This window comes from Couchioplanes caeruleus (genome assembly GCF_023499255.1).
Taxonomy (GTDB): Bacteria; Actinomycetota; Actinomycetes; order Mycobacteriales; family Micromonosporaceae; genus Actinoplanes; species Actinoplanes caeruleus_A.
In genome coordinates, this window is record NZ_CP092183.1 from 5730923 (window position 1) to 5743654 (window position 12732).

Annotated in this window: 11 protein-coding genes; 8 read left to right on the forward strand and 3 right to left on the reverse strand. The window is 69.3% G+C overall.

From position 1 onward, the window contains the following. Positions 1-170: 170 nt before the first annotated feature. Complete coding sequence (gene uvrA, locus COUCH_RS26505) at positions 171-2639, forward strand: excinuclease ABC subunit UvrA (protein ID WP_249607918.1); 2469 nt, start codon at positions 171-173, stop codon at positions 2637-2639. A gap of 548 nt (positions 2640-3187) precedes the next feature. On the opposite strand, the gene COUCH_RS26510 is transcribed toward uvrA, so the two are convergent. Beyond that, on the reverse strand, positions 3188-3700 hold the full coding sequence (locus tag COUCH_RS26510; protein ID WP_249607919.1) for a hemerythrin domain-containing protein: 513 nt from the start codon (positions 3698-3700) through the stop codon (positions 3188-3190). 187 nt (positions 3701-3887) lie between these two features. Beyond that, the gene (locus COUCH_RS26515; protein ID WP_249607920.1) at positions 3888-4181 is read right to left on the reverse strand and encodes a hypothetical protein; all 294 of its coding nucleotides are present in this window, start codon (positions 4179-4181) and stop codon (positions 3888-3890) included. Between the two features lie 293 nt (positions 4182-4474). Between COUCH_RS26515 and COUCH_RS26520 the strand changes: the two genes are divergently transcribed. The 5 genes from COUCH_RS26520 to COUCH_RS26540 all read left to right on the forward strand — a co-directional run bounded on the left by COUCH_RS26520 (position 4475) and on the right by COUCH_RS26540 (position 7936). Next, a complete protein-coding gene (locus COUCH_RS26520; protein ID WP_249607921.1) occupies positions 4475-5545 on the forward strand; it encodes a sodium:calcium antiporter in 1071 nt (356 codons plus the stop codon). A gap of 426 nt (positions 5546-5971) precedes the next feature. After that, complete coding sequence (locus tag COUCH_RS26525) at positions 5972-6544, forward strand: hypothetical protein (protein WP_249607922.1); 573 nt, start codon at positions 5972-5974, stop codon at positions 6542-6544. A 553-nt stretch (positions 6545-7097) separates the two neighbouring features. Further along, complete coding sequence (locus COUCH_RS26530) at positions 7098-7493, forward strand: hypothetical protein (protein WP_249607923.1); 396 nt, start codon at positions 7098-7100, stop codon at positions 7491-7493. Further along, a complete protein-coding gene (locus COUCH_RS26535) occupies positions 7490-7714 on the forward strand; it encodes a hypothetical protein (protein ID WP_249607924.1) in 225 nt (74 codons plus the stop codon). The genes COUCH_RS26530 and COUCH_RS26535 overlap by 4 nt, the downstream gene beginning before the upstream one ends. 12 nt (positions 7715-7726) lie before the next feature. Then, a complete protein-coding gene (locus COUCH_RS26540; protein WP_249607925.1) occupies positions 7727-7936 on the forward strand; it encodes a hypothetical protein in 210 nt (69 codons plus the stop codon). Between the two features lie 137 nt (positions 7937-8073). On the opposite strand, the gene COUCH_RS26545 is transcribed toward COUCH_RS26540, so the two are convergent. After that, on the reverse strand, positions 8074-8412 hold the full coding sequence (locus COUCH_RS26545) for a hypothetical protein (protein WP_249607926.1): 339 nt from the start codon (positions 8410-8412) through the stop codon (positions 8074-8076). A 494-nt stretch (positions 8413-8906) separates the two neighbouring features. Between COUCH_RS26545 and COUCH_RS26550 the strand changes: the two genes are divergently transcribed. Both COUCH_RS26550 and COUCH_RS26555 read left to right on the forward strand, forming a co-directional pair. Continuing rightward, the gene (locus COUCH_RS26550) at positions 8907-10766 is read left to right on the forward strand and encodes a M4 family metallopeptidase (RefSeq protein ID WP_249613813.1); all 1860 of its coding nucleotides are present in this window, start codon (positions 8907-8909) and stop codon (positions 10764-10766) included. Between the two features lie 774 nt (positions 10767-11540). Beyond that, a complete protein-coding gene (locus COUCH_RS26555; protein ID WP_249607927.1) occupies positions 11541-12683 on the forward strand; it encodes a S1 family peptidase in 1143 nt (380 codons plus the stop codon). Positions 12684-12732 lie beyond the last annotated feature (49 nt).

Here is a 12732-nt window from a genome sequence, read left to right on the forward strand (position 1 = left end):
CCTCGCGCGGCTGGTTCAGAGAGCGGCACCAAGCCGATGCCTGACGGCGTACAGGCCCGGTGCAGACCCGCATACAACTCCCACCCGACCGGCGGTCGCTGCCGGCGCCGAGGTGATGGGAGGACTCGTGGCGGTGGTTCGGCGTCGCCGGCGAGGGTAAGCGAACTCTCGTGAAAAGCGAGGTCAACGACCGGTTCGTGCGCGTCCGGGGTGCCGCCGAGCACAACCTTCGGAACGTCGACGTCGACATTCCCCGCGATGCCATGGTCGCCTTCACCGGCGTCTCCGGTTCGGGCAAGTCCTCGCTGGCCTTCGGCACGCTCTACGCCGAGGCGCAGCGCCGGTACTTCGAGTCCGTCGCGCCGTACGCCCGCCGGTTGTTGCAGCAGGTCGGTGCGCCGCACGTACAGGAGATCACCGGCCTGCCCCCGGCCGTGGCCCTGCAACAGCGTCGCGGGGCAGCCAGTTCGCGGTCGACGGTCGGCACCATCACCACGCTGTCCAACCTGCTGCGGATGCTCTACTCGCGCGCCGGGACCTACCCGCCGGACGCCCCGCGGCTGGAGGCCGAGGCGTTCTCCCCCAACACCGCGGCCGGCGCCTGCTCACGGTGTCACGGACTGGGCGTCGTGCACGACGTCGCCGAGGACCTGCTCGTCCCCGACCCGTCGCTGAGCATCCGCGACGGCGCCATCGCGGCCTGGCCGGGCGCCTGGCAGGGCGCCAACCTGCGCAGCGTCGTGAAAGGTCTGGGAATTGACATCGACAGACCGTGGCGCAAGCTCAGGAAGAAGGACCGGGACTGGCTGCTCTACACCGACGAGCAGCCGTCCGTCCTCGTCGGGCCCGAGCCTGACCGCATCGACAGCGGCTACTACGGGAAGTTCTGGAGCGCCCGTCGGCACGTCATGCACGTGCTCGCCGACTCCAAGAGCGACCGGATGCGCGAGCGGGCGATGCGGTTCGTCCGGAGCGTCCCCTGCCCGGTGTGCCAGGGCAGCGGCCTGCGCCCGGAGGCGCTCGCGGTGACCTTCGCCGGCCACACCATCGCCGACGTCAACGCGATGCCCCTGGCCGCCGTCGTGGGGCTCCTGGGGCCCGCGGCGGGGTTGTCCGGTGCTGCGGCTGCCACGCCGACCGCCGAGTCCGGGGAGACGACCGAGGTCGCGGTCCGGCTCTGCGCTGACCTGGTCACGCGCGTCGAGGTGCTGCTGGACCTCGGCCTGGGGTACCTCAGCCTCGGGCGCCGCTCGACGACGCTGTCGCCGGGCGAGGCGCAGCGCCTGCGTATCGCCACCCAGTTGCGTTCGGGGCTGTTCGGTGTCGTCTACGTGCTCGACGAGCCCTCCGCGGGCCTGCACCCGGCCGACGCGGAGCCACTGCTGGACGTGCTGGACCGGCTGAAGGCGGCGGGCAACTCGCTGTTCGTCGTGGAGCACGACATGGACGTGGTCCGGCGGGCGGATTGGGTGGTCGACATCGGCCCCGGCGCGGGCGAGAGCGGCGGACGCGTGCTGTACAGCGGTCCGGTACCCGGCCTCGAACAGGTCCACGAGTCGGCAACCAGCCGGTACCTGTTCGGCCGTGCCGAGCCGCTCGACCATCGGCCGCGTACGCCCCAGGGCTGGCTGCACCTGCGCGGCGTCTCGCGCCACAACCTGCGTGGTGTGTCCGTCGACGTGCCGATCCGGGTGCTGACCGCGGTAACCGGGGTGTCCGGTTCCGGGAAGTCAACCCTGGTCACGCAGGTGCTTGCCGAGATCGTGCGGCGTCACCTCGGGCTGGCGAGCGACGAGCCCGACGAGGCGGAGCTCGACGTCGACGTGCGGGACGCGGCAGGGCTCGACTCGTTCGACCGGCTGGTCCTGGTCGATCAGCGGCCCATCGGCCGCACGCCCCGATCCAATCTGGCCACCTACACCGGGATGTTCGACGCGGTGCGCAAGCTGTACGCGGCGACGGACGAGGCGCAGGCACGCGGGTACGGGGCCGGGCGGTTTTCCTTCAACGTCGCGGAGGGGCGGTGCGAGACCTGCCAGGGCGAGGGGTTCGTCGCGGTCGAACTGCTGTTCCTGCCCGGGACCTACGCGCCGTGCCCGGCCTGCCACGGCGCGCGGTACAACGCGGAGACGCTGGAGGTGACCTATCGCGGCAGGAACATCGCGGACGTGCTGGCAATGTCGGTCGACGACGCCGCCAAGTTCCTCGCCGACGTCCCGCCCGCCTCCCGAAGCCTCGAGACGCTCCGGGAGGTGGGGCTGGGCTACCTGCGGCTGGGCCAACCGGCGACCGAGCTCAGCGGTGGCGAAGCCCAGCGCATCAAGCTCGCCACCGAGTTGCAACGGGCCCGCCGCGGCCACGCGCTCTACCTGCTCGACGAGCCGACCGCGGGGCTGCACCCCGCGGACATCGCGCTGCTGCTGCGGCAACTGCATCGGCTCGTCGACGCGGGCAACACCGTCGTCCTGGTCGAGCACGACCTGGACACGATCGCCGGCGCCGACTGGGTCGTCGACCTCGGCCCGGGCGGTGGGGACGCGGGCGGCCGGATCGTCGCGACGGGCCCTCCCGACACGATTGCCGAGGCAGGGGACAGCGCGACCGGACGCTATCTGGCGCGCCGCCTCGAACGCTCCTGAGCGGGTGTCCCCCGGCCGTCAGCGCTTCCTGCCGTACTCGATCGCCTCGATGATCCGTGGGCGCAGCCCGGCGGCGCAGCCGGTGGCCCGGCCACGGCGATCCCTACGGCAGGTCCACCGCGGGTTCCGCCTCCTCGGCGTATCAGCGGAATGCGCCGGTGGCCGCGATGGTGGGGTCGAGGACGATCTTGATGGCGCCGTCCTGCTACTTCTGGAACGCCTCGTACGCCGCAATCGCTCGTTCAAGGTCGGCTACAACCCCCCGACCGTTCGGGAACCTGCCGTTGAGGTTCTGCTTCTTCAGCAGCGCGATGACCCAAGTGCCCAGGACCATGCCCGGGGTCCTGCCGAGCGGCGAGCGCCCCGGCTGGCCTCGTAGCTGGTGCCGAGCAGGTCCTTCCGGAAGCAACCGCTGGAGGTCCGCTGCTGGGTACTTGGCCATCGCCGTGGTCCACGGCGAGCCCGCGAAGGTGGCCTGTCTGTTGGCCTTCTTGGTGGCGAAGTCCCGGTCGAGCCGACACCGTGATGGCGAGCAGCGCGCCCCCTTTTCACCCTTCCTCTTCCACGTAGGACTTCGGGTCCCTGTCGACGGGCGTGATCCCGTACGCATGCTCGTTCTCATAGGCGATGAACGCCAGTGCGATGTCGTGACGGGTCTGCAGGTCGGCGTGCCGGCGGAAATCAGCCAGATCCTGGCGCTCCTCCTCCGCCATGTGGTCGCTGTTGGCGATCCGCGCCTCGGTGACCCGCTCCCACCAGGCGTCGCTGCCCGTCGCCAGACCGGCCACCTTCCGGACGGCGTCGCGGATCTCGTTGTGGTCCTTGATCGCATCCTCGGTCTCATCCCGGGCATTGTCGGCGTCGCTGGCCCCGCGGCCGACGGTCAGCAGTCTTGGATAGAAGAACTTCTCCTCGGCTGCCGCATGGACCTCCAGCAACACCTCGAGGCGACTCCAGATCGCCGCGAGAGCAACCACATCATCACGGGGAACCTCGTCCAGCAGCGCGAACGTACGCCGCTGCTCGTGATGCTGAAACAAGATGAGTTCGGTGATATCCATGCCCTGGCTCCTACCCCACAATCCCCCCGCGAAAAGGGCGCCGGCGCGCCCGAGTCAGACCGGCACAACGAGCCGACGTAGTGCATCCGCGGCGGACGACGCGGGGCGACCGAGCAGCATCCGACGCAGACTACGTAGGCGCCGGCGAACCATCCACGTGTTGCCTCCCACCGCCCTGCGCCATGGGTCAGTTGGGGCCTGTGCGACCGAAGGGCGACGCGGCGCCGTCCGGGGACGGCCGCAGCCGACGCCCGGCTTCCGACGTCGGGTCAGGGTCGCCCGGCGGGTGCTGCACAGCCTCCTCCGCAGCGTCATGCTCCTCGGGCTCGGGGCCATGGCCGTACTCCTGCTCGGCGCCCGCGTCCTCCCCGGTCAGATCGTCGACCTGCCCGTCCTGGGAGTAGATGGCCATGGCCTGGGTCAGCTCGGATAGCGGCAACTTGCGCTCGTCTCTCCAGATACCGTCAGTTGATTCCGTCATGGGGGTCCCCTACCCGGCTGGTTGCGCTCTAGTACTACCGCGGTGGGTCTACCTCGCATCACCCTGGACACATCGCGGCCCTCGGGCGGCGCCAGGTGGCGCGAGAACCGCATCGCCGCGGTGGTCGCCCCAGCGCCGGGCCGCAACAACGCACCGTCGGCGCGCCGGTGTGACGGTTTCCTACGCGAGCGCTTGCCCTTCATTCACCGCCGGGTAGTCGTGTGGATCTCTCCGACCGGGGTAAACGCGGGCCGGCGGTCGCCACAGTGGCCAGGCCGCCACCGGGAGGACACATGTCGGGGTTGTCGCTGCCGCTGCTTCTACTGATCTTCGCGGCGGCCGCCGCCGCGATCTGGGTCGCCGGTATCCAGCTGTCGAACCAGACGGATGTGCTGTCGGTACGGCTGCATCTCGGTACGGCGCTGGGTGGCCTCGTCATGCTCGCCATCGCCACGAATCTGCCCGAGATCGCCATCGTGTCCAGCGCCGCCCTTTCCGGCAACGTCGGGGTGGCGGTCGGGAACATCCTGGGCGGTATCGCGATTCAGACCGTCGTGCTGGTAGCCCTCGACGCATTCGGCGTGCGGGGCCGCCATCCACTGACTTACCAGGCCGCGTCCCTGGTGCTGGTCCTCGAGGCCGCTCTCGTGGTCTCCGTGCTGACCGTCGTGGTCGCCGGCAACCAGCTCCCCAGCAGCCTGATCGTGCTGCGGCTGACCCCCGGGCCGGTCCTCATCGCCGTCCTGTGGGTCGTCGGATTGCTGCTGTTGCAGCGCGCCGGCAAGTCGCTGCCGTGGCAGGAGTCCGGCGAAGCACCGGACAATCAGCAACCTCCGCGCGGCCACAGCCGGCACAAGAGCGAACAACAGGCCAGCACCAAGGGAGTCAGCACCGCGAAGTCGGCGACGATCTTCGCGGCGGCCGCCTTGGTGACGCTTGCCGCCGGCGTGATATTGGAGCGCAGCGGCGACGCCATCGCCGGCCACGTCGGCCTATCCGGCGTCCTGTTCGGTGCCACCATCCTTGCGGCCGCGACGTCTCTGCCAGAGCTGTCGACGGGCCTGACCTCGGTGCGTAACGGCGACTATCAGCTCGCCATGAGCGACATCTTCGGCGGCAACGCGTTCCTTCCCGTGCTGTTTCTCGTGGCCACCCTTCTGTCCGGCAAAGCCGTCCTGCCGCAAGCGCATGCCACCGACATCTACCTCACCGCCCTCGGGATGCTGCTCACTCTCGTCTACGCCGCGGGCCTGCTGTTCCGACCGCAACGCCGGGTGGCCCGCATGGGCATCGACTCCCTCACCGTGCTGATTCTGTACGCCGTGGGCGTAGCAGGACTGTTCGCCGTCGCCAACGCCGGCTGACAGGGGGACGAAAGCCGCCGCCGGGCCGCGACGGGGAAGTCGCGGGCAGCAGGGCATCAGGCGCCGTCGAGGTCGCCTCGCTGATGCCGGAGCAGGAGTCCATCCCACGGCGGGGGAACGAACACGAGGGCCGTCGCGGCGACGATCGTGAGTTCCCACAACGTCGCACGCAGGGCCGCACGCTCGCGACGGGAGCACGAGCGGCAGGCCGCGTGCGTCGTGTTGGCTGGGTTGGTCGCTGCGGCTAGCCACATGGGTGCCGGTGGCGGCGGCTACGGCGAGCGCCCACGCATGCCGGCGATCCCTAGGCTCCGGCGCCACCTCTGCCGTAGAGCTGAGTGCCGCCTAGCGTTGCACGCCCGCCAGTTGGACGGATCGTCCGAACCGCCGAGCCCATGATCCGTCGGCCACCGTTACGGTGCGCCTATGCCGAAGGTAGCGAGCCCAACGAGCCTGGCAGGCGGCGCGGCGCTGCTTTGCCTGGTGGCGATTGCTGCCGCGGTCACCTTCGTCGCGCGTTCGCACCATCGGGCACCCGTCGACCCTGCTGCGACGGCTTATGACGGCTGCCTCAATGAACGTGACCGGCAGCGTGCGCGGACCCTTGCTCATCTGGCCTTCATGACGGCGCATCCAACTCCGGGGAAAGTCGTCGAGGAGGGTGCGGGATGCGACCAAGCCAGCGGCGAAGTCTTCGCCAGCCGCGAGTACTACTGGGCGCTGCTGGACACCCGGCAAGTGATCACCTTCTACCAGGAGCTCGCCGCGGACGATGGTTGGCAACCATGGCCGGTGTCAGGCAGTCCGAACCCGGCCGAGCTCGAGGTGGATTCGGCTACGCAGGGCTTGAAGACAGGTTTGTGCCTCACCAAGCAGGTTGATGGAAACCGAGCCTTCTTGGAGCTCTACTTCCAGGATTCGTCGGTGCACGGGCCGGCAGGCGACGTCTATGACGTAATAGCGTGGTGGCCCGGCCCGCGCGAACCGTTAGGCTGCTGAACCTCCGGTGCCTGTTCGGCCATTCCGATATGTCGGCGGCCCAATGTAGCGGGTGAACGCACTCGTATCGGCATGGCAGCTCGCGGTCACCAGGACCTGATGGCCTGGTGCAGTCGGCCGCCCGACCACGCCGGCTGTCAATTCGCATACGGCGCTGTGGGTCACCCGCTATGTTGTGGGGATTCGAACCGCATTCATCTGTTCAAGGGTCGATCATGGCGTTGTCGGCCGCCGAGCACGTCGACGACGCGGACCTGCAAGGATGCGCCTGCCCCTGCGGTGGAGAGACCTTCACAGCCGGCGTCGCCTACGCCGTGACCCAAGATGACGAGGTGCGGTGGACCAGTCTCGGACTTCGCTGTCTGAGCGACGGCGCTCTGGGCATCTACACCGACTGGAAGATCGACTACGTCCCCACCGCGCACCTACTCCCGCCCGATCGATCACTTGCACGAAGGGCGGGGGCTGCGCGCACGGCGGAGACCGTTAGTGGCCGATTCTGGGTACGCCGGTCGGCCGCGCCCTCGACACACCCGCGGGAGTCGCCGGTTTCGTGGACGGGCCGGGCCTGTATCCCTCGCTGACCGCCCGGCAGAACCTCGCCGCCCTGGCAGCGCTGCGCGGCCTCGACGCCGACGCCGCGATCGACGACGTGCTGGGCGAGGTGTCCAGCCACCGCATGGACGACGTCGAACTCGACTACCGGTTGATCACTTCCGATCGCCGGGAGGCCCGGCGGGTGGCCGCTGAGACGACCGGAGTGGTCCTGGTCGACGGCGCCGGCACCCGGGAGGAGGTGCTCGTCGTCCGGACGGTCGTACCCGTGCTGGATGAGCTCGTGGCGCGGCTCGTCCGCTCCGGCGTCGCGATCCGCGAGCTGACACCCGTGGTCTCGCCGCTCGAGGCGGCGTTTCTGGCCCTCACCGAGCAGCCGGCGGCGACGCGATGACCGCCACCACCGCCGCCCGGGACCACAGTGCCGCGACGCAGCGCGTACCCGTGGTCCGTGCGTTTCGTTTCGAGCTGGTCAAGGTGTTCTCGCAATGGCGTATCCGGCTGCTGCTGCCCGCCTGCTGGGTGGCCCCGGCGGTGTTCGTCGCCGCGGTCAGCCGGCAGAGCACGCTGCCGGTCGACACGCTCTTCGGCCGGTGGATGCACGCGACTGGATGAGCGGGACCGCTGGTGATGCTCGGTTTCTCGGGCATCTGGGCGCTTCCGCTGCTGACGTCCGTGGTCGCCGGTGACGCGTTCGCCGCCGAGGACCGCCTCGGCACCTGGCGTCACCTGCTCGTCGCGGTCCGATCGCCTCGGCGGATATTCGCGGCCAAGGCACTGGCCGGCCTCACCGTGATCCTGTCGTGGACCATCGCTTCTACTCCCAGATCACGATGATCCGGACCATCGAGCAGATCCTCGGCATCCACCCGATGAAACCAGAAGGACAGCGCGGCCAGCCCCATGCGCGCCGCGCTCACCCATCACGAGGACCTGACGGTGCAGGACAGCGCCGGGCCGCACCCGGCCCGGCGCTACACCGCCGCGTCGTGCCGCACGTTGCGGATGCGGTGCCGCGCCACGCCGGCAGCGCTCAACTGCCCGGCGATCTCCATCGTGGAGTTGTCGAGGAACACGGCGACCTTCTCGTCGTCGCCCAGGTGACAGGCCGCCACGAGAGTGCCGAGGTTGATCGGGTCGATGCCGGACACGTCGCGCAGGTCGAACACCAGCCGCAACGGCCGCACACGACGCACGGCATGAACCAGGGTGTAGCGCAGGTCGACCGCATCCTCGGCGCTCAACACGCCATGCGGCTGAATCACGAGACTGCCGTCAGGACCGGTTTCGACGTCGACCGTGGTGCCGGCCATCCGTGTCACCTTCCGCTACGCGATGGTGCTCCGAGCGGTCAAGACTAGGCGGCGATCGAACAGCGGTCGACCTCCGGGGGAAAAGTTCACCACATCACGGTGACGTCACGACGGCTGTCGTGAGACTCCCAGCTCAGCGACGAGTTCGAGCTCCACCAGGAGCGGCACCCGGTGGTCGTTGACCCGTAGCGCCGGCGCGGCCGGCGGTTGACCCGGCTGGCTCCGCGGCATGGACGACACCTCCCCGTCATGGCTGACGGCGCGTGGGATTCCGGCGGCTCGCAGTGCTCCCGGCAGTCGCAAGGGTTTTCCCCGATTCGGTGACTTTCATCGATGCCTAGCGTCACTTCACAAGTGTTCCGGGTGTGACGATGTCGTCACACCGGACGTGGAGCCCGCCCCGCGAAACCCACGGGCGGGAAAGGAGAACCCGCGTGAGTTATCGGACCCCTCTCGTCGTCGCCCTGGCAGCCGGCACCGCGGCCGCCGGCGCCATGGTGGCCGTCGCCGGACCGGCGACCGCACAGCCCAGCGATCCGGCACCCGCCCGGGCCGCCGCCCAGTCGGCCTCGGCGCTGGTCGCCGGCCGCCCCCAGTACCTGCACGCGAGCGCCGACGACGCGTTCGTGCAGCACCCGGTGATCTCCTCCGGCGGCCTGCAGTTCGTACCCTACGACCGCACGTACAAGGGCCTGCGGGTGGCCGGCGGCGACTTCGTCGTCGTGACCGACGCTGCCGGCCGCGCCACGTACACCTCCGTGGCACAGTCCCGTGCCATCGACGGCCTTTCCACCACTCCGAGCCTCAGCCAAGCCGCCGCGCTGGCGGTGGCGAAGCGGCAGCTCTCGACCGTCGACAAAGTGGAACGTACCGAGCTGGTGGTGGTCGCCTCCGAGGCCGCTCCGAGATTGGCCTGGGAGTCGACGATCAGGGGTACGGGCGCCGAGGGCGTGAGCCGGCTGACCGTCGACGTGGACGCCACCACCGGCAAGGTGCTCCGGACCCAGGAGCACGTCATCGACGTCACGGGTACGGGTACCGGCTGGATCAACGGCTCGGTGTCGCTCAACACGACGCAGTCGGGTAGCACGTACACGATGAAGGACCCGAGCGTCACCAGCCTGAGCTGCCAGGACGCCGCGAACAACACGACGTTCAGCGGCTCGGACAACGTGTGGGGCAACGGCACCGGCACCAACAAGGAGACCGGCTGCGTCGACGCGCTCTACGTGGCTCAGCGGCAGAACGCCATGCTCTCGAGCTGGCTGGGCCGCAACGGCCAGAACGGCAGCGGCGGCGCCTGGCCGGTGCGGGTCGGCCTGAACGACCAGAACGCGTACTACGACGGCACCCAGCTGCAGATCGGCAAGAACACCGCCGGGCAGTGGATCGCCTCCGCGGACGTGGTCGGCCACGAACTCGGCCACGGCATCGACGACACCACCCCGGGTGGCATCTCGGGCAAGGGCACCCAGGAGTTCGTCGCCGACACCTTCGGCGCGGCGACCGAGTGGTTCGCCAACAACCCGAACGACCCGCCGGACTACCAGGTCGGCGAGGAGGTCAACCTGGTCGGCAGCGGCCCGATCCGGTACATGTACAACCCGTCGCTCGCCGGTGACGACAACTGCTACTCGAGCAGCACGCCGAGCCAGGAGGTGCACGCGGCCGCCGGGCCGGGCAACCACTGGTTCTACCTGATGGCCGAGGGCACCAACCCGACGGACGGCCAGCCCGCCAGCTCGCGGTGCAGCGGCAGCGGGGCCGTCACCGGTCTCGGCATCCAGAAGGCAATCAAGATCATGTACAACGCCATGCTGATGAAGACGTCCACGTCGTCGTACGTGAAGTACCGCACGTGGACGCTGACCGCGGCGAAGAACCTCTTCCCGGGCAGCTGCACCGAGTTCAACACGGTCAAGGCGGCATGGGACGCGGTCAGCGTGCCCGCCCAGTCGGCGGACCCGACCTGCAGCGGCGATCCCACCACCCCGCCGCCGACCACGGGCTGCACCGGCACCAACAGCACGGACGTCACCGTCCCGGACGCCGGCGCGGCGGTCTACAGCGACATCGCCATCAGCGGCTGCTCCCGCAGCGCCTCGGCGACCTCCACCGTGGCGGTCAACATCGTCCACACGTACCGCGGTGACCTCAAGGTCGACCTGGTGGCACCGGACGGGACCACCTACAGCCTGAAGGCGACCTCCAGCTCGGACAGCGCCGACAATGTGAACACGACGTACACCAAGAACCTGTCGAGCGAGGCTGCCAACGGCACCTGGCGGCTGAAGGTGCAGGACGTGTACTCCCAGGACACGGGCTACATCAACAGTTGGACGCTCACCGTCTGAGCGGAGCTGACGACACCATCCACGGCGAGGCCGGCGCGGTGCGCCGGCCTCGCCCCTGTCCGGCGCACGACCGATGGCGGCGGCCCGCTGGGAAGGGCACGCTTCGTCACACGGGTACGACGCATGACGTCCGTCCTGCGCGAGCGGGGCATCACGCTGTTCGCGACGATCGACCGCGCTCCCGGCGCCCCGCTGCTGCAGCCGAACCCGCGTCGGGATCGAGCTGCCGGTCCGGGACGACGACGGCACGACCCGTGTCGGCTCCACCGACCCGGTTCGCCTGGCGCAGGAGCACGAGCTGCCCGACGCCGCCCATTCCGGCGCTGTTCGTGCTCCACGACACCGACGGCGACGAGAACTCCGCAGCCGCACCAAGAAGCCGGCGCTGGACACCGGCACGCCTTCACCCAGGCGCTGTCCAACGGTTCCGCCACGTGGCGGAAGTCGGCTTCGAGCGCCAGCTGTCGACGCATGGCGGACGCTGATGTCACATTGGCGGAAATCAATCTGTAGGGGTTGTTAACAAGTACCTCGACGGCTACCGTTGACAACGATGTCAGGCAGGACGGGCGACGCGTAGTCCATCCCTCCTGGCGTCCGTTCCGAGCGATCCCCCATCGCCCGCCCCATACACGGACGGCCTCCGCCGGGAAGCTTCGTGACCCTGTCCTGCGACACCGAAGGACAGGGAGCGGTTCCCGCGAAGCCACTCCCCGGCGCTCCCCCATCCCCCTCGGCACGCGTGCGTGCGCGTGCCTGGCGAAAGGCAATCGGATGACACGTAGCAAGCGCCTCGGCGCAGCTGTCGGCGTCGCTGTTCTGACGGCCACCGTATTGGCTGCAGCTCCCGCCACTGCCGCAGCGCCCACCCCGGCATCCCGGGCGGCGACCTTCCAGTTCCCGGAGAACGCCCGCAGGCAGATCCCCCTGCTCCAAGCCGCCGGCGTGATCCGCAAGGAGATCGAGCGCCGCAGCTATACCGGCTACGCCGGGATCGAACTCGAGGACGCCCAGGTCGCCTTGTGGTGGAAGGGTGAACTCCCAGCCGGAATTGAGCAGGCGATCGGCACCGCACGCTCGATCGCCCCGGTGCGAGTCGGCGCTGCCAAGCATTCGTTGCGCGAGCTGCGCGTTGCGGGCAGCAAGCTCCGGGCTGCGTTCCCGCCCGAACACACACGGATCAAGTACGCGGTGGACGGCAGTGAAGTCGTCGTCGGCACCCACGGGTCGGCCGGCCTCGCCCTGCGGATTCCGGACGTGGATGTACCGGTTCAGGTCATCGACCAGGGCGCGAAGGTGCTGACCAGCAGACGCGACGACTGGGCGCCCTGGAAGAGCGGCGCCGACCAGATCAACGGAAATTCCCGCTGCACGACCGGCTTTCCTGTGCGCAACGGCAACAACGAGCGGTTCATCCTCACCGCGGGGCACTGCGGCAGCAACGGCAACCAGATCCACGACGGTGCCGGCGAGTTCATCGGCACCTTCACCGCCGACAACGACGGACACGACATCGCGCTGATCAGCACCCCGGGCAACGTGGACAACGTGATGTACGTCGGCGGTCTGGACAGCAACGTCGTGACCACAGTCGTCGGCTGGGACTGGGTGTATCCCGGGGAATACCTCTGCCAGTCCGGCGGGTCGTCCGCCCGCGACATCGGCGGCCCGGTCTGCGGGCTGCGGGTCGAGAAGTTCAACACCGACCCCGGCGACGCGGTCGAGGCACGCCAGGTCGACGGCCAGCCCGCGGTCCGCCCCGGCGACAGCGGCGGACCCGTCTACGGCCCGGCTGCCAACGGCGGAGTGATCGCCAAGGGCATCAACAACTACACGTACGTCGGCAACAACACCATCCTCGGCTTCCAGGACTTCGGCACCGCGACCCGCGACTACGGGATCTGGATCGTGGAGTAACTGCCGCCACGCGTCAGCCCGCCACCGTGACTGCCAGTCCCGCGCCGGC

Excerpts from the sequence above, each read along its gene's own strand:
- COUCH_RS26510 (WP_249607919.1), bottom strand. The coding sequence starts at position 3,700 with ATGGATATCACCGAACTCATCTTGTTTCAGCATCACGAGCAGCGGCGT.
- COUCH_RS26515 (WP_249607920.1), bottom strand. The coding sequence starts at position 4,181 with ATGACGGAATCAACTGACGGTATCTGGAGAGACGAGCGCAAGTTGCCG.
- COUCH_RS26520 (WP_249607921.1), top strand. The coding sequence starts at position 4,475 with ATGTCGGGGTTGTCGCTGCCGCTGCTTCTACTGATCTTCGCGGCGGCC.
- COUCH_RS26525 (WP_249607922.1), top strand. The coding sequence starts at position 5,972 with ATGCCGAAGGTAGCGAGCCCAACGAGCCTGGCAGGCGGCGCGGCGCTG.
- COUCH_RS26535 (WP_249607924.1), top strand. The coding sequence starts at position 7,490 with ATGACCGCCACCACCGCCGCCCGGGACCACAGTGCCGCGACGCAGCGC.
- COUCH_RS26545 (WP_249607926.1), bottom strand. The coding sequence starts at position 8,412 with ATGGCCGGCACCACGGTCGACGTCGAAACCGGTCCTGACGGCAGTCTC.
- COUCH_RS26550 (WP_249613813.1), top strand. The coding sequence starts at position 8,907 with ATGGTGGCCGTCGCCGGACCGGCGACCGCACAGCCCAGCGATCCGGCA.
- COUCH_RS26555 (WP_249607927.1), top strand. The coding sequence starts at position 11,541 with ATGACACGTAGCAAGCGCCTCGGCGCAGCTGTCGGCGTCGCTGTTCTG.